The sequence below is a fragment of the Shewanella vaxholmensis genome (assembly GCF_031932135.1).
Taxonomy (GTDB): Bacteria; Pseudomonadota; Gammaproteobacteria; order Enterobacterales; family Shewanellaceae; genus Shewanella; species Shewanella hafniensis.
Map to the genome: position 1 here is coordinate 63,137 of NZ_JAUOEV010000009.1, position 15,913 is coordinate 79,049.

16 protein-coding genes are annotated in these 15,913 nt (G+C 46.4%); 9 read left to right on the plus strand and 7 right to left on the minus strand.

Going from position 1 to position 15,913, the window contains the following annotated elements:
• Nucleotides 1-28: 28 nt before the first annotated feature.
• Together Q4Q46_RS09940 and gap are read left to right on the plus strand one after the other, a co-directional pair.
• Entirely contained in the window at nt 29-928 is a 900-nt protein-coding gene (locus Q4Q46_RS09940) for a DUF2989 domain-containing protein (RefSeq protein WP_311905865.1), read from the plus strand.
• Between the two features lie 201 nt (nt 929-1,129).
• Nucleotides 1,130-2,140 (plus strand): type I glyceraldehyde-3-phosphate dehydrogenase, encoded by a 1,011-nt coding sequence (gene gap, locus Q4Q46_RS09945; protein ID WP_006081590.1) that lies wholly within the window; start codon nt 1,130-1,132, stop codon nt 2,138-2,140.
• A gap of 147 nt (nt 2,141-2,287) precedes the next feature.
• On the opposite strand, the gene nadA is transcribed toward gap, so the two are convergent.
• The 5 genes from nadA to astE form a co-directional block, all read right to left on the minus strand.
• A complete protein-coding gene (gene nadA, locus Q4Q46_RS09950) occupies nt 2,288-3,370 on the minus strand; it encodes a quinolinate synthase NadA (RefSeq protein WP_311905866.1) in 1,083 nt (360 codons plus the stop codon).
• Nucleotides 3,371-3,502: 132 nt separating this feature from the next.
• Complete coding sequence (locus Q4Q46_RS09955; protein ID WP_311905867.1) at nt 3,503-5,125, minus strand: dihydrolipoyllysine-residue acetyltransferase; 1,623 nt, start codon at nt 5,123-5,125, stop codon at nt 3,503-3,505.
• 9 nt (nt 5,126-5,134) lie between these two features.
• Nucleotides 5,135-6,112 carry an alpha-ketoacid dehydrogenase subunit beta gene (locus Q4Q46_RS09960; protein ID WP_006081587.1) on the minus strand — a complete coding sequence of 326 codons (978 nt, stop codon included), beginning with the start codon at nt 6,110-6,112 and terminating at the stop codon, nt 5,135-5,137.
• 3 nt (nt 6,113-6,115) lie between these two features.
• On the minus strand, nt 6,116-7,294 hold the full coding sequence (locus tag Q4Q46_RS09965; RefSeq protein ID WP_311905868.1) for a thiamine pyrophosphate-dependent dehydrogenase E1 component subunit alpha: 1,179 nt from the start codon (nt 7,292-7,294) through the stop codon (nt 6,116-6,118).
• A gap of 162 nt (nt 7,295-7,456) precedes the next feature.
• Nucleotides 7,457-8,491 carry a succinylglutamate desuccinylase gene (gene astE / locus Q4Q46_RS09970; RefSeq protein WP_311905869.1) on the minus strand — a complete coding sequence of 345 codons (1,035 nt, stop codon included), beginning with the start codon at nt 8,489-8,491 and terminating at the stop codon, nt 7,457-7,459.
• Nucleotides 8,492-8,833: 342 nt separating this feature from the next.
• Between astE and msrA the strand changes: the two genes are divergently transcribed.
• A complete protein-coding gene (gene msrA / locus Q4Q46_RS09975) occupies nt 8,834-9,313 on the plus strand; it encodes a peptide-methionine (S)-S-oxide reductase MsrA (protein WP_311905870.1) in 480 nt (159 codons plus the stop codon).
• A gap of 113 nt (nt 9,314-9,426) precedes the next feature.
• Here msrA and pgm read toward each other — a convergent pair whose 3' ends face one another.
• Together pgm and seqA are read right to left on the minus strand one after the other, a co-directional pair.
• A complete protein-coding gene (gene pgm, locus Q4Q46_RS09980; RefSeq protein ID WP_311905871.1) occupies nt 9,427-11,079 on the minus strand; it encodes a phosphoglucomutase (alpha-D-glucose-1,6-bisphosphate-dependent) in 1,653 nt (550 codons plus the stop codon).
• 62 nt (nt 11,080-11,141) lie between these two features.
• Nucleotides 11,142-11,684 carry a replication initiation negative regulator SeqA gene (seqA, locus tag Q4Q46_RS09985; protein ID WP_107947487.1) on the minus strand — a complete coding sequence of 181 codons (543 nt, stop codon included), beginning with the start codon at nt 11,682-11,684 and terminating at the stop codon, nt 11,142-11,144.
• A gap of 297 nt (nt 11,685-11,981) precedes the next feature.
• Between seqA and Q4Q46_RS09990 the strand changes: the two genes are divergently transcribed.
• From Q4Q46_RS09990 to efp, 6 genes are all read left to right on the plus strand, one after another.
• Nucleotides 11,982-12,758 (plus strand): alpha/beta fold hydrolase, encoded by a 777-nt coding sequence (locus Q4Q46_RS09990; RefSeq protein ID WP_311905872.1) that lies wholly within the window; start codon nt 11,982-11,984, stop codon nt 12,756-12,758.
• Nucleotides 12,759-12,859: 101 nt separating this feature from the next.
• Nucleotides 12,860-13,081 (plus strand): DUF2788 domain-containing protein, encoded by a 222-nt coding sequence (locus Q4Q46_RS09995; protein WP_006081578.1) that lies wholly within the window; start codon nt 12,860-12,862, stop codon nt 13,079-13,081.
• A gap of 10 nt (nt 13,082-13,091) precedes the next feature.
• Entirely contained in the window at nt 13,092-13,364 is a 273-nt protein-coding gene (ybfE, locus tag Q4Q46_RS10000; RefSeq protein WP_006081577.1) for a LexA regulated protein, read from the plus strand.
• Nucleotides 13,365-13,418: 54 nt separating this feature from the next.
• The gene (gene fldA / locus Q4Q46_RS10005) at nt 13,419-13,946 is read left to right on the plus strand and encodes a flavodoxin FldA (protein ID WP_006081576.1); all 528 of its coding nucleotides are present in this window, start codon (nt 13,419-13,421) and stop codon (nt 13,944-13,946) included.
• Between the two features lie 112 nt (nt 13,947-14,058).
• The gene (earP, locus tag Q4Q46_RS10010) at nt 14,059-15,237 is read left to right on the plus strand and encodes an elongation factor P maturation arginine rhamnosyltransferase EarP (RefSeq protein WP_311905873.1); all 1,179 of its coding nucleotides are present in this window, start codon (nt 14,059-14,061) and stop codon (nt 15,235-15,237) included.
• Nucleotides 15,238-15,282: 45 nt separating this feature from the next.
• Nucleotides 15,283-15,843, plus strand: coding sequence for an elongation factor P (gene efp, locus Q4Q46_RS10015; RefSeq protein ID WP_006081573.1), 561 nt, complete (start codon nt 15,283-15,285; stop codon nt 15,841-15,843).
• The last annotated feature ends 70 nt before the right edge of the window (nt 15,844-15,913 follow it).

Below are 15,913 nucleotides of genomic sequence, written 5' to 3' on the forward strand. Positions count from 1 at the left end.
TTAGAAAAATTATCGTTTGGAGAGTGTTTTGAGACAAAATCTAGTAATAATTACATCATTTACCTTTGGGATGAGCCTTTTTGGTCTTTTCGGTTGTGATAATGGCCGAAATATCTCAGCAATTTGTAAAAATAATCCTGAAATTTGTGCCGATTTGCATAAGGATGGCTGGTGTTTGGCCGAAAAAACTAAACTAATCCAGAACCGCTACGAATTAAAAGACAACGAAAACCCCACAGGCAAACAACTCTACCTGCAATTGACTTACCTTGAGGATTACAGCCGCTGTATTGAACTCGCCTCTGGTGTTCAGCATATCATCCACACCAATCGCACCGCGGATAGAGCCAGAGCCTTTAGATTAAGCACCCAGAATTTAAGTTTGCTACAAGATCAAACCCGCGAGCGACAAGATCCTTTCATGTCCTATTACCAATGGACTCGCTTTGGCGATACCGCAGCGCTAAATAGATTATTAGAGCATGAAAACGCCGGCGAAGTGACTGACCCTTTCCTACTTGCCCAAGTCGCAACTTACTACAGCAATCGAAATGCCATCAAAGCGCAACAACTCTATCTTAAGGTCTTTGCAGAGATCCAATACGATGATTTCGACGTTAACTGGTTACTTGGGCTCGCATCAGTCTATCGCCAGCAGCAGCTATTTGATAAAGCCTATATGCTGACGAAGGCAAATTTACTACTTACGCAGCAGAAGTATTCAGAGGAAAAAATGCTAGCCTTGCTCGGTGGCAATAAAACGCTGGCGACTGAACTCGATTTAAAAGCCCAAGCCCTTATCGATGCGCTAAAAAACGGGACTTATTCTCAGAGTCCAGTAAGACAATGGCTTGATCCTCAAGCGGTTGACCAAGCGCCAACTACAACCGAGGCTGTGCCGCCTGCGCCTGTCGAAAAAACAGACTAAGCAACTGATGGCAAAATGTTTGCCATCTTGTAATTTTTTACCCAATTAACGCGTAAAAAATGGCGATTTCGCGACCGATGTAAAAAAAATACCTAATTTGTTAATCAAGACAGCGGTAAAATGCCGATTTAACTTGACGATAGCTGTCAGTTTGGTAATTTTACTACCAGTTGAATTTTATAATCACCAGAGGGATATGAGATGACTATCCGTGTAGCAATAAATGGCTATGGCCGTATCGGTAGAAACGTATTACGCGCCTTGTACGAAAGCGAAAAAGCTTATCCAATCAAGATTGTCGCTATTAATGATTTAGGCGACGCTTCAATCAACGCTCACCTGACAAAATACGATTCTGTTCATGGTCGTTTCAATGCCAAAGTTGACCATGATGCCGAAGCGATTTATGTGAATGGCGATAAGATCCTCACTTTCCAAGAACGTGATCCTGCAAAACTGCCATGGGCTGAATTGCAAGTTGACGTGGTTTTCGAATGTACTGGTATCTTCACTTCTAAAGAAACTGTTCAACCACATTTAACTGCTGGCGCGAAGAAAGTGATTATTTCTGCTCCAGGTAAAAACGTCGATGCCACTGTTGTTTACGGTGTGAACAACAACGTGCTGACGTCAGACATGACAGTGATTTCAAATGCTTCTTGTACAACTAACTGTTTAGCCCCTTTTGCTAAGCCGTTAAATGACGAGATTGGTATTGAATCAGGCCTGATGACAACCATTCACGCTTATACCAACGATCAACGTTTATCTGACGTGTACCACACAGATTTACGTCGTGCCCGTGCTGCAGCACTGTCAATGATCCCAACTAAAACTGGCGCAGCTGCTGCTGTAGGTTTGGTTGTACCTGAATTACAAGGTAAGTTCGACGGTTTAGCGGTTCGTGTACCTACAGTTAACGTATCACTCGTGGATTTATCTTTCATCGCTGCCCGTGATACGACAGTTGAAGAAGTGAATGCCATTATCGAACGTGCAGCCAGCGTTGCGCCATTGAGCGAAGTGTTAGCAGTAAACAAAGAGCCATTGGTGTCTATCGATTTTAACCACAATGCGTTCTCTTCAAACTTCGACGCCACTCAAACCCGTGTAAACGGCCGTTTAGTGAAAGTGATGTCTTGGTATGATAACGAGTGGGGATTCAGTAACCGTATGTTAGATAACGCGGTTGCACTGATGAACGCAAAGTAATCTAGTTACTAGATCCTGCGTTACTCAATCAAGCCTCGCATTTGCGGGGCTTTTTATTGCCTTAAATTCGATTAAACAATAGCCATAAAAAATCCCCACTCTATCGCGGGGATTTTTATAACACTGGAGAACAGCTAAAGAACGGGCTTAGGCATTACCCTTCACTTTCATATTCAGTGTCTTAGCAAAATCCAACATGCGCGTCAGCGGGATCAGCGCTTTAACTCTTAAGTCTTCATCCACAAAAATCTCATGGGTGGTTTTATCGCTGTCGGCGAGTGATGCTTCAATCGCCTGTAGACCGTTCATCGCCATCCAAGGACAGTGAGCGCAACTCTTACAGGTTGCGCCATTTCCGCCTGTTGGCGCTTCGATTAAGATTTTACCTGGCGCCGCCTGCTGCATTTTATAGAAGATGCCGCGATCGGTTGCCACGATAAAGCGCTCATTCGGCATAGTTTGCGCGGCTTTGATCAGCTGACTGGTCGAGCCAATAGCATCGGCCATCGCCACCACACTGGCTGGTGACTCAGGGTGCACAAGGATAGCCGCATCTGGATAAACGCTTTTCATATCGCGCAGCGCGTTCGATTTAAACTCGTCGTGAACGATACAATCGCCCTGCCACATCAACATTTCTGCGCCCGTCTGTTTAGCTATATAACTGCCTAAATGACGGTCTGGTCCCCAAATGATCTTTTTACCTTCGCTGTCTAAGTGCTCAACGATTTCGAGGGCAATACTGGAGGTCACCACCCAGTCGGCGCGCGCTTTAACGGCAGCCGAAGTATTGGCGTAAACCACCACAGTATGATCTGGGTGCGCATCGCAAAAAGCACTGAACTTATCGATTGGACAACCTAAGTCCAATGAACAAGTGGCTTCTAAGGTCGGCATTAAAATGGTTTTTTCTGGGCTTAAAATCTTGGCGGTTTCGCCCATAAACTTGACCCCAGCAACGATTAAGGTTTTTGCTGGGTGATCGCGGCCAAAGCGTGCCATTTCTAAAGAGTCTGAAACGCAGCCGCCGGTTTCTTCGGCAAGGGCTTGGATTTCAGGATCGGTATAATAGTGGGCAACCAGAACGGCATCTTTTTCAATGAGCAGTTGTTTGATACGCGCCTTATAATCGGCTTTTTGCGCATCGGACAAAGGAACTGGCTTAGGCGGAAACGGGTAATCAATGGTTTCTATTGTTGGAGCAAATGGGCTGGGGGCAAACTGACTCATAACACATCCATCAGGATAACTACGTCCGGGAATTATACGTAATTGGGATCAAAAGATTAACCCATTTGTGCAAAGCAAATAAAAAAGGACGCTTTTAGCGTCCTTTTAGTGTCAGTTATTCATGCCAGCGGCTTAGCGCATCGCTAATAACATCTCTTGCGGCTGCTCAAGATACTGTTTCCACAGATTACAGAAGCGAGCAATGGTGCCACCATCGATCACTCTGTGGTCGCCTGACCAGCTCACTTGCATGATTTGGCGAGCTTCGACTTCCCCTTTCGCGTTAAAGCGCGGTAGGGTTTGCAACTTACCTAAGGCCACAATCGCCACTTCAGGTTTGTTGATGATAGGCGTTGCCACTGTGCCACCTAAGGCGCCAATGTTAGAGATCGAAATGGTGCCGTCTTTCAGATCCGCTGGCGCCACGCGGCCACTGCGGGCAGCTTGGGTCAGGCGGGTGATTTCTGCCGCCACTTCTAAAATACTCTTGTCCTGCACATCTTTGATGTTGGGCACCAAGAGACCGACTTTAGAATCCACCGCCATGCCGATATTGTGGCGCGCTTTGTAAGTCAGCTCAGTACAATCAGCATTCACTTGGCTATTCATCACAGGGAACAGACTTAACGCGAGTGACATCGACTTCATAAAGAAAGGCATCATGGTCAGCTTCACTTCATCGGATGAATACTTCACTTTCATGCTTTCACGCAGTGCAACTAAGTCTGTTAAATCAAATTCTTCGCAATAGGTAAAGTGCGGAATGCTCGACACAGATTCCACCATCATGCGTGCCATCACAGCTTTTACGCCGCGAATAGGCTCAACCGTGTCAGCGCGTTGAGTCACTGTCGATGTTGGAACTTGGGTTTGAGATGCTTGCGTCGCTTGAGCTGGCGCCTCTTTTACCTGAGTCGTACTTGGAGCAGAAACATTGCTTGCGCCTTGTTGGAAACGAGTGATGTCTTCCTTGTACACACGGCCGTGCTTTCCTGTGCCAGGTACTTGGCTCAAATCGATATCTAACGACCGCGCCATCCGGCGAACCGCAGGGCTGGCTAAGGCTTTACCTTGACGAGCAGGCTCTGCACTCACAATCTGCGCTGCCGGTGCCGCATTCGCCACAGTATCAGTGTTTGTTGTCGCCGCAGGTGCAGAAGCCATATGCTTAACTTCAATGGCAAATAAAGGCGCATGCACTTTGGCCAGCTGACCTTTGCGATAATGCAGTTTGGCAATTTTACCCGCTTTAATGGCAGGAATTTGCACCAGCGCTTTATCTGTCATCACGTCGGCAATCGGTTGATCTTCCTCAACCCAATCACCTTCGCTCACTAACCATTCAACGAGTTCACATTCAACAATGCCTTCGCCGATATCCGGTAGTAAGAATTCTTCAATGCTGACGGATGAACTGGATGACGTATTGGCAGTTGTTGCCGCCACAGGCTCAGTCACTTTTGCAGTCGTCGCAGCAGGTTCAGCCACAACAGCTTCACCTGAAATTTCAACGGCACCTTCAATTTTTACGGCATAGAGCGGCGCATGCACTTTCGCAATATCACCCTTGGCGTAATACAACTTAGTGACCACGCCCGCAAAAGGTGCAGGGATTTGCACTAAGGCTTTGTCTGTCATGACATCGGCAATCGGCTGATCTTCAACGACTGTGTCGCCTTCTTTGACCAGCCATTCAACCAACTCACACTCCACAACACCTTCGCCAATATCCGGCAAAATAAAATCTTTAATCATACCGGACTCCTAGAAGGTCACTGATGCTTTGATGGCTTCAAACGTTTTGAATGCATCTGGCATGTATTCTTTTTCATGAATGAGTGGGTACGGGGTATCTAAACCACAAACGCGGCTGATGGGCGACTCTAGATACAAGAAGCATTCTTGCTGAATCGTCGCGGCAATTTCACCGGCAAAACCACCCGTTAATGGCGCTTCATGATTGACCAGTAGACGTCCAGTCTTTTTGACTGAATCAGCAACAGTATCGATATCCCAGGGTGACAAGGTGCGTAAATCAATAATTTCGCAGGAGATCCCTTCTTTAGCGGCCATATCGGCGGCTTTTTCAAGGATTTCCATTTGCGCGCCCCACGCCACTAAGGTGATGTCTTTACCTTCGCGAACCACTTCAGCCTTGCCCAGTTCAATTTCATAATCGCCCGCTGGCACTTCGCCAACCGATGCGCGATATAAACGCTTAGGTTCAAAGAAGATCACTGGGTTTTTGTCACGAATTGACGCTAACAACAGGCCTTTTGCTTGCTCGGGGTTACGTGGCACCACCACTTTTAATCCCGGTGTCTGGGTAAAATAAGCTTCGGGTGATTGTGAGTGATAATGGCCGCCAGCGATGCCGCCGCCATAGGGCGTACGGAACACTAATCCACCGACATCGAACTCATTACCGCTGCGGTAACGGAACTTGGCAGACTCGTTGACGATTTGATCGAACGCCGGAAAGATATAATCGGCGAATTGGATTTCAGCCACAGCAGTCATGCCATTTGAGGCTAGACCATTGGCAAAACCGGCAATACCTTGCTCTGTCAGCGGGGTATTAAAGCAGCGATCGCGACCGAATTTCTCTTGAAGACCGGAAGTGGCGCGAAATACCCCACCAAAGTGACCCACATCTTCACCAAAAACCACCATGCGCTCATCGGCTTGCATGGCGATCGACAAGGCCTCATTGACGGCCTGTAACATATTCATTTCAGCCACGGCTTATAGTCTCCCTGCACTTTTTGGATAGGCTTGCGGATATTTCTTGATATGTTCTTTAAGATCGGCGAGTTGCTTTCTCAGCACTGGCGTAGGCTTGTCGTACACATCTTCAATAATTTCATCCAGCATAGGCACAGGAATTTTTTCAGCCACTTTTACCGCAGCCAATACTTCTTCACGATATTTCTCATTCAGTTTCACATCATCCGCTTCAGCTAACCAACCTTTGTTGATAAGCCATAATTTGAAGCGTTTAACCGGATCGTGTTGCTGCCACTTGGCTTCTTCATCTTTCGAGCGATAACCAGATGGATCGTCTGATGATGAATGCGCGCCGAGACGGTAAGTCATGGCTTCAATCAGCACAGGCGCATTATGCTCAATCGCATAGGCGCGAGCTTGCTGCGTTGCGGCTAACACGGCCAGCATGTCATTGCCGTCAACACGAATAGTGTGCATGCCATAACCCACACCGCGACTCGCAATACCGTTACCGGCAAACTGCTCTTCGGTTGGGGTTGAAATGGCGTAGCCATTGTTACGGCAGAAGAAAATCACTGGGCATTTCAGTACCGCGGCCATGTTTAGGCCAGCATGAAAATCCCCTTCCGATGCAGCGCCTTCGCCAAAATAACAAACCGCGACTTTGCGCTTACCTTGCATTTTTAAGCTGTAGCCCACACCCGTCGCCTGCGGGATTTGTGTCGCAAGGGGTGAAGAAATCGTTTGATAATGCAATGCCGCACTGCCGTAATGGATTGGCATTTGGCGACCTTTACCGAGATCCTTCTCGTTACTGAACATCTGATTCATAAACTGTTCAGTGGTAAAGCCGCGATAACGCAGCGCCGCATGCTCACGATATTGCGCGAGGATAACATCTTCTTGATCGAGTGCGGCCACACTGCCGACAATCGCCGCTTCTTCACCCGTACAGGTCATGTAGAAGCTGATGCGTCCTTGACGCTGGGCGCCAAGCATACGTTCATCAAGTACCCGAGTGAATACACAGGTATCGTAAATTTTAGTGGCTAAGGTTTCATCTATCACAGGCAAAACCGCGGTTTCATAAGTGGTGCCGTCGGCTTGTAGAATTCGAAGGATAGGAATGTGTAGCGATGCCTTATCCAAGAAGCCGACACGGTGCACTGTATCAGTGTTGAGTGTTGCTTTGCTCATATTGTGCTCTTGTTATCTCATTACGCACCAAAGCGTTTTGATGCGTCTGTTTATACGAATATGCCCGACGAACATTACGTTAACGTAAACTACCTATCAACCATTGGCATAGCTCAAACCACAAGTTATCCCTGCCTCGCATGTATATATTGCTTTACAAGCCTAACGCACATCCGCATTCACCGCAGGGATCAGGCAAATCACAGTGCGATTGCCAATAGGCACTTTGGCATTAGGGAACACGACAGACTCAAACTCATGTTCCACTTTAATTTCTTGCCCACCTTCCCGCGCTAAAACAAAGCCCTTCGGGAAAGATCTGAAGTTTTCGACATCGGTTGCGAAGGTAAATTCAAAATCATCGAAATGTTTATTGATGACCCGGCACACTTGGTACAAGTTAACCTTATCGGCATCAAATGCATCTAGCTCCAACGGCTTAGCGGTGATCAAGCGCATAAACATTTCATGGGTGGCGATAAAACGCGTCATGTCGTTCTGCCCCATGGGAAACACTTTGCCAAGCTCAATGGTAAAGGCATCGGCGCCGTAGCGTTCGGAGGAAAAATAGCTAAAGGTCGTGGTCGGTTCGTGGTGAAAAAGAACCGTATCGACACCGCTTGCGGCTAAAAACATGATTTGCTCGCCACTAAAGGCATGCCCGGGACGATAGGGATAAATAGCGAACTTTTCATGCTTCGAGGCGCGCATCGCCGTGTGCAGATCATAATGAATGCGCTGACGACCATCGGCAACCGCGGTATAAAAACGATCGACATAGGCTTCGAGTTTTTTGGCGCGCACTCGCTCAGGATTGACTAATCCCGGAGGATTGGAATGCTCACCACTAAAGAGACGATTCATGTTCTCATCGATAATCCGCGTGCCGTTATTAATCGCTAATGGATTACCAATCAGGAATAAAGTGCGCTGCTTTGCAATGATCTTTTGCTGTAAAAGCTGCTTAATTAAACCATTGCAGAGTTCAATGGGCGCGGTCTCGTTACCGTGAACACCGCAAGAAATGACAACATCTTTTCCTTCATTCTGGGCGGGCTCAAAAACGATAACGCCGGTATCCCACACTTCAACTTGGGTATGGTCGCCTAAGCTAAATGAAAACTCGCCATCGAACTGTTCAGGATGGGCTAAGGTGAGCGCTAAAAAATCCTTTGAATCTAACAGAGCTTGTAACACAGAATTCTCCTTATAATGGTGTGTAACAGTAACGGCGCAATAGCATCAGTGCAGATAGCCATAACCACTCAAGCATTCATCTCACCGCGGTTAGGCTGACTCGCACCTTAAAAAGCGGCTTCAATACTAACACATGTTTTTAATGCTGTTCTCAGACATTTATCGCCATAGGACCCAGTTTTGAACGGAATAAGATCAACGCGGCGCTTTGCTATGCTGAGTGTAAATTTCCCATCATCTTATCGAAAAATCGTCCAGCATAAATATTCCTGCTAGAGGCTTGCTTTTGCGCGCGAGTTTTATCACAATCCTTAGCCATCTAGACTTCTATTGGATTTAATTATGGCGTTAGCAACCTTTGGTGCCGGCTGTTTCTGGGGCGTAGAGTATTTTTTTAGACAAGTGAATGGCGTTTCGAATGCCACCTGCGGTTACATGGGCGGCAATAATAGCGCGACCACCTATGAAGAAGTCAAAAAAGGCAAAACGGGCCACGCCGAAGTGGTACAAGTGGAGTTTGACTCTGCCCTGGTCAGTTATGAAGACTTGCTCGAGGTATTTTGGAAAAACCACAATCCAACCAGCCTGAACATGCAAGGTGGAGATATAGGCACTCAATATCGCAGCACGATTTTCTTCCATGACAGTGAACAAAAAGCCGCAGCAGAAGCCTCAAAATTAGCTTTTGCCCGATCAGGTCGTTGGGGATTACGCCATATCGTGACTGAAATAGTGCCATTGCAACAGTTCCATGTGGCAGAGGAATATCACCAAAATTACATTGATAAGAATAACTTACCGAGTTGTCATATTGAGTACTAAATACAGTCAAATCAGCATGAGTTTAATACTCATAACTGACATTAGACACAAACAAAAACGCACTCAGATCTGAGTGCGTTTGTTTTTTTATACTTTATAAACCTACTGCTGCATTAAGCGTTCAGCGCCTTATCAATTAATGCCTGCGCATCTTTGATAATTTCAGCTAAATGCTGCTCACTGATAAAACTCTCGCCGTAGATTTTAAATAACGCTTCCGTGCCCGATGGACGCGCCGCAAACCAACCATTCGCCGTAGTCACTTTAATGCCACCAATGGCCGCATTATTGCCCGGTGCATGGGTTAACACGTTTTCGATTGCCTCACCCGCAAGCACTGTGGCATTTAAGGTTTCAGCATTTAATAACGCAAATTTGGCCTTGTTTTCAAGACTGATTGGGCTATCGATACGCTTGTAAAAGCTTTGGCCAAATTGTTTTACTAGCTCTTGATGGCGTTGACCTGGAGTTTTACCTGTCACCGCAAGAATTTCTGCGGCAAGTAACCCTAGAATAAAGCCGTCTTTATCTGTACACCACGTAGTGCCATCACGGCGCAAAAACGCCGCGCCAGCGCTCTCTTCACCGCCAAAGGCGATGGTGGCTTCGGCTAAACCATCAACAAACCACTTAAAACCCACAGGCACTTCGAGTAACTTTTTGCCATGGAAAGCACAGATTTTATCGATAAGCGCACTCGATACTAAGGTTTTACCTATGGCTAAGCTATCGCTCCAATCCGGTCTGTGCGTCAGTAAATAATCGATAGCGACCGCAAGGTAGTGATTAGGGTCCATCAAGCCTGTACCAGGGCAGACAATGCCGTGGCGGTCATAGTCAGGATCATTGCCAAGGCATAAATCAAAGGATTCTTTATGGGCGAGTAACCCTGCCATCGCATAGGGAGACGAGCAATCCATGCGGATTTTGCCGTCTTTATCCAGCGGCATAAAGCTAAAGCTTGGGTCAACTTTATCATTGACTAAGGTGATATCGAGCCCATAACGCGCGGCAATCGGTGCCCAGTAGAAAATCCCTGAACCACCGAGCGGGTCAACACCGATACGCAGCTTAGCGTTGGCAATCGCCCGCATATCGATAACATTTTCTAAATCAGCCACATAGGGCGTTACCAAATCAATGGCGTTGACATAGCCTGAGGCCAGCGCTTCGGCATACGCTAATTTTTGCACGCCAGCTAACGCTTGGCGTAAGTAATCATTGGCACGCGACTCAATCCAAGCCGTGATATTACCTTCGGCCGGTCCACCATGGGGTGGATTGTATTTGATCCCGCCATCTTGAGGCGGATTGTGGGAAGGCGTGATAATCAAACCATCGGACAGTGCCGCACCTGTGATATTTGCTTCGCGATTGGCGCAAATCACCCCATGGGACACCACAGGCGTTGGCGTGAAACCATCATTCTGCTGGATGTGCACTGTGACTTTATTTGCCGCCAGCACTTCAATGGCCGATAAATAAGCGGCGTAGGATAACGCATGGGTGTCAATACCGAGGATCAACGGCCCATTGATATTCACCGATTGGCGATAATCCACCACAGCTTGGGTAATCGCCCAAATGTGTTGTTGGTTAAAACTGCCATTAAAGGCGCAGCCTCTGTGCCCAGAAGTGCCAAAGGTGACGCGTTGTTGTACGTCATCCATATTTGGCGTGATGCTGTAATAATGGCTCATCAGTTTTGGAATATTGACCAGATCCGTCTGATTAGCGATTTGTCCTGCCCTTTGATGTATTGCCACCTATGGCTCTCCTGCACTCAATTACAATTAAAAACAATGATTAAACTTAGCTCGATCGCGGATTAAACGCGCTCGGCAATGCCCGCAGCAACCGTTGCATCACAGCCAAATTGCACTAAGACTTCAGATAAAATGGTGCGTTTCTTGGCGGTATTGTTGTTGCTTGTCACCCAGAAACCACTGGTACCGATTTCTTTAGGATTCGCCGATGCACTCGCTTCCAGCAATTGCTCTTTCGAACGGGCAAAATACAAACGATCGCGCCCTTGGATCTGCAGAATTTGCGAGAACTGCTCTGGGGCTAATTGATACAGACTTTCGAGCAAAAAGAGGAAACGCCCTACTGCGCCTTTTTGTTGCGATAACAGATGTTCATCGACTAAACGACTAAAATCATTCACAGCAGGTGCAGTTTGCACTACGGCAGCTTGAATTGGTTCAGCCTCTAAACTTGGTTGGCTTATCGCCAAAGGCTGAGGTGGTTCGACCGCATCGACGGACAGGCCGAGTAATCGACGAAGAATGTCAGAGGCGCTCTCACCAATACGTTCTGTTTTGCTGGCAATATGACGATAGAGCTCTTCATCAACTTCGATATATTTCATAACCTTAATTATCCTTTGTTATTCGACAGGCTTAACCGAAAAAAGTGTACCACAGCGATCGGGGCAGATCATTGCGATCGGTTAACAGTGTATCCATGTCTATCAATCTGATAAAGCGTCATTATTCTAAAAATACGTGAAATAGCACAGCAAACTAGCAGATAATCGACAATTGCCGAAAAAGCGCCCAATTTAATTGCCGCATATACGCTAAAGTAGCAACTGACTTGTCAAGCCAACGGCATTAAGGGCACAATTCGCGCCACGTTAAGCTAAACAGATCCAACAGGAATCACCATGAACTTTGTTTCTACAGGCCAAGGACCCGCAGTACTCTTGATCCACGGCTTGTTCGGCAACCTAGATAACCTCAAAGGCCTAGGACAAGTATTAGAAAGCCAGTATCAGGTTATTCGTGTCGATGTCCCCAATCATGGTTTAAGTGAGCATTGGGATGAGATGGATTACCCTCGCCTCGCCACTGCCATGGTTGCATTACTCGACGAACTGGCTATTGAACGCGCCCATATTGTGGGTCACTCCATGGGCGGTAAAATCGCCATGGCGACAGCGTTAGCTCATCCAGAGCGCATTATCAGCATGGTGGCAGCCGATATCGCCCCCGTCGCCTATGAGCCAAGACACGATACAGTGTTTGCCGCATTAGCAAGTCTGCCCTTAGAAGGTCATACCGACAGACGGTTTGCCCTAAACCACTTGATTGACAAAGGTATCGACGAAGCCACGGCGCAGTTTTTACTCAAAAACCTGCAACGTACCGATACGGGTTTTCGTTGGAAGCTGAACTTAAGTGGTCTAAAGGCTTGTTACCCCAACATTATTGGTTGGCACAATCAGGCGCCAAATCCAGTACAAAGCTATAGTGGCCCGAGTCTATTTATTCGCGGCGGTGACTCAAATTATGTCACTGGTGAGCACAGAAGCGCTATCATGGCGCAATTCCCTGCGGCGCAGGCGAAAACCCTCGAAGGCTGTGGTCATTGGTTACATGCACAGAAACCCGCCATCTTTAACCGGATTGTGTCTGAATTTATTGACAAACAAGCAATGTAAATCAGCAGCAAACTCGACCTAAAGCATATGGCAGCCGCCATCTTGATGTGATATATTCGCGCCTCTTTTGGCCTTAGAACACTCTCGAGGACTAAGAAAGTATGTTATCTCAGTACATGGAACAAATTGAAACCATCGGCCTGAACCTGTTTTTTGCCTCGATATTTTTCTTTATCGGCATGGCCATCCACGATGTGCTTAAACAAGGTAACGTGCCGAAATTTGGTCGATTTATTGTTTGGTTAGTGTTATTTCTCGGCTGCGCCGGGTTTATTGTAAAAGGTATTATCCAGATCACTTGGGAAGGCTCAGGGATCGGTTAACAATAAGAACATGGCAAAAGAAGCGACAGACAGAACCACCATTGACCTTTTTGCCAATGAAAAGCGCCGGGGCCGCCCACGAAGTAATCCTTTGTCCCGTAGCCAGCAGCTTAAGGTCAACAAACGCAATCAAATCCAGCGCGATAAAGCCAACGGATTAAAGCGAATAGAGTTAAAGGTGTCACAAGATTTGTATGACGCCTTGAATGAGCAGGCATTGGCCAGTAACATCAGCCGTAGCCAGTTAATCGAATTAATTCTTCAGCAACAAGTTGAATGCTGAACGAGTACCAGCAAGATTAACCTAATAAGTGAACTAGACATTAAAGGATAGACAATGGCAACTGTAGGTCTTTTTTTCGGTAGCGACACAGGTAACACCGAAGCTGTAGCCAAAATGATCCAGAAAAAACTGGGTAAAAAAATGGTTGAGGTGAAAGATATCGCCAAAAGTACCAAAGAACAGATTGCAGAGTATGACTTGCTGCTGTTCGGCATCCCGACTTGGTATTACGGTGAAGCACAATGTGACTGGGACGATTTCTTCCCTGAATTAGAGCAAATTGATTTTACTGACAAACTTGTCGCTATTTTTGGTTGTGGTGATCAAGAAGACTATGCTGAGTATTTCCTCGATGCCATGGGCATGGTTGGCGATATCGTTCAAGCGCGTGGTGGTATCATCATTGGTCACTGGCCAACTGCGAGCTACAACTTCGAAGCCTCTAAGGGTCAAGTCGATGACGACCACTTTATTGGCTTAGGTATCGATGAAGATCGTCAGCCAGAACTGACCGAAGAGCGTGTCGATGCTTGGGTTAAGCAAATTTACGAAGAAATGTGCTTAGCAGAATTAGAAGACTAATTGGGCTAACCATTTGATTAAAGCGGCCTTAACGCCGCTTTTTTTATGCTTATATTTTTACTTATTGCAACTATCTACTTGTTGTAACTAAGAATAATGACATATCACACTCATGACCAATACACCCCGCTCCACCCATTGGGATATCTTTTGCACTGTCGTCGATAACTATGGCGATATTGGTGTCACTTGGCGTTTAGCCAAACAAATGGCTAATGAGTACCAGATTCCCGTTAATTTGTGGGTCGACGACCTCGCAAGCTTCTCGCATATTTTACCGACACTCGATCCACTAAAAGTCACTCAAAGCTTCAATGGTGTGAATATTATTCATTGGACTAAGCCTTTACCCATAGCGTTTGTCGCAGGAAATGTGCTCATCGAAGCCTTTGCCTGTGAACTACCCGAACAGGTAAAAGCGCAGTTGGTTTATTTGCATCAACACGATCCCAAATCTGTGCCTATCTGGTTGAATTTAGAATATTTAAGCGCAGAGGATTGGGTCGAAGGCTGCCATGGTTTACCTTCATTACAAACCAATGGTTTAAAGAAGTATTTTTACTTCCCGGGCTTTGGCGCAAAAACCGGTGGGCTCATCTGCGAGCAAGATTTGTTTGCCGAGCGCGATGCTTGGCAAGCTAACTCAGCTAACAAATTACAGCTTTTTAGTCAGCTAGGTCTTAAAGGGATTGAGGCTCAAGATACTGTGGTTAGCATCTTTAGCTATGAGACCGAGGCGCTACCCGCATTATGCGAGTTATGGCAGCAATCGGCCGAGAAAGTCCATGCGCTTATTCCCAAGGGGCGTAGCTTAAACAGTCTGACGCATTTACTGCCCTGTGAAATTGCCGCACTCGTGCCGGGTCAGCAGATAAATCATGGCAATTTGACTCTGCACATTTTGCCTATGACAGATCAACAGGGGTTTGATCGCCTGCTCTGGAGCTGCGATTTTAATATCGTCCGCGGTGAAGATTCCTTTTTACGCGCCCAATGGGCCGCAAAACCCTTCATTTGGCACATTTATCCCCAAGAAGATGATTATCACCTCGTAAAATTAGAAGCTTTTCTCAAACTTTACTGCGATAATCTGCCACCTAAAATTGCTTGTTATTGGTCTGAATTGAATCTTGCGTTCAACCAAGCACAGCAATCTGCCGTGAGCCTTCACTGGCAAAACCTTAATCCTGTTAATTTGCCCTTGTTGCACCATGCTAAACAATGGCCAATTAATGCATTAAATGCTGCAGATCTCGCTACTCGACTAGTTCAGTTCGTTAAAAACAGCTAAGATACTGCGCGAAAACAGAAAAATCTAAATATAGGAAATAGTGTAATGAAAACTGCTCATGAAATCCGTCCTGGTAACGTGATCATGTTAGATGGCAGCCCATGGGTTGTGCAGAAAACTGAAACAACTCGTTCTGGCCGTAACGCTGCTATCGTTAAGTTAAAGTTGAAAAACTTACTGCTTAACTCTGGTACTGAAACGACTTTCAAAGGTGAAGATAAGTTAGAAGACATCATCCTAGATCGTCTTGATTGTACTTATTCTTACTTTGCTGATCCTATGTTTGTATTCATGGATGCAGAATATAACCAATATGACGTAGAAGCTGAAAACTTAGGTGATGCAGCGGCTTATATCGTTGACGGTATGGAAGAAACTTGCCAAGTGACTTTCTACGATGGCAAAGCTATCTCTGTTGAAATGCCAACCACTATCGTACGTGAAGTGATCTACACTGAGCCTTCAGCTCGTGGCGATACTTCAGGTAAAGTGATGAAGCCAGCAACTATCACTGGCGGCGGCACTGTTACTGTTGCTGACTTCGTGAAAGTTGGCGACAAGATTGAAATCGATACTCGTACTGGCGAATTCAAGAAGCGCGTTTAATCGCCCTTCTCGTTTCCAGTCGAAGAAAAGCCAGTGATTGCACTGGCTTTTTTGTTGCTGTTTTTTAGTC

Bases quoted from the DNA above. Each gene is read 5' to 3' on its own strand.
- Q4Q46_RS09965 (WP_311905868.1), bottom strand. From the start codon at position 7,294: ATGAGCAAAGCAACACTCAACACTGATACAGTGCACCGTGTCGGCTTC.
- seqA (WP_107947487.1), bottom strand. From the start codon at position 11,684: ATGAAATATATCGAAGTTGATGAAGAGCTCTATCGTCATATTGCCAGC.
- ybfE (WP_006081577.1), top strand. From the start codon at position 13,092: ATGGCAAAAGAAGCGACAGACAGAACCACCATTGACCTTTTTGCCAAT.
- msrA (WP_311905870.1), top strand. From the start codon at position 8,834: ATGGCGTTAGCAACCTTTGGTGCCGGCTGTTTCTGGGGCGTAGAGTAT.
- efp (WP_006081573.1), top strand. From the start codon at position 15,283: ATGAAAACTGCTCATGAAATCCGTCCTGGTAACGTGATCATGTTAGAT.
- nadA (WP_311905866.1), bottom strand. From the start codon at position 3,370: ATGAGTCAGTTTGCCCCCAGCCCATTTGCTCCAACAATAGAAACCATT.
- earP (WP_311905873.1), top strand. From the start codon at position 14,059: ATGACCAATACACCCCGCTCCACCCATTGGGATATCTTTTGCACTGTC.
- Q4Q46_RS09955 (WP_311905867.1), bottom strand. From the start codon at position 5,125: ATGATTAAAGATTTTATTTTGCCGGATATTGGCGAAGGTGTTGTGGAG.
- fldA (WP_006081576.1), top strand. From the start codon at position 13,419: ATGGCAACTGTAGGTCTTTTTTTCGGTAGCGACACAGGTAACACCGAA.
- Q4Q46_RS09995 (WP_006081578.1), top strand. From the start codon at position 12,860: ATGTTATCTCAGTACATGGAACAAATTGAAACCATCGGCCTGAACCTG.
- Q4Q46_RS09990 (WP_311905872.1), top strand. From the start codon at position 11,982: ATGAACTTTGTTTCTACAGGCCAAGGACCCGCAGTACTCTTGATCCAC.
- gap (WP_006081590.1), top strand. From the start codon at position 1,130: ATGACTATCCGTGTAGCAATAAATGGCTATGGCCGTATCGGTAGAAAC.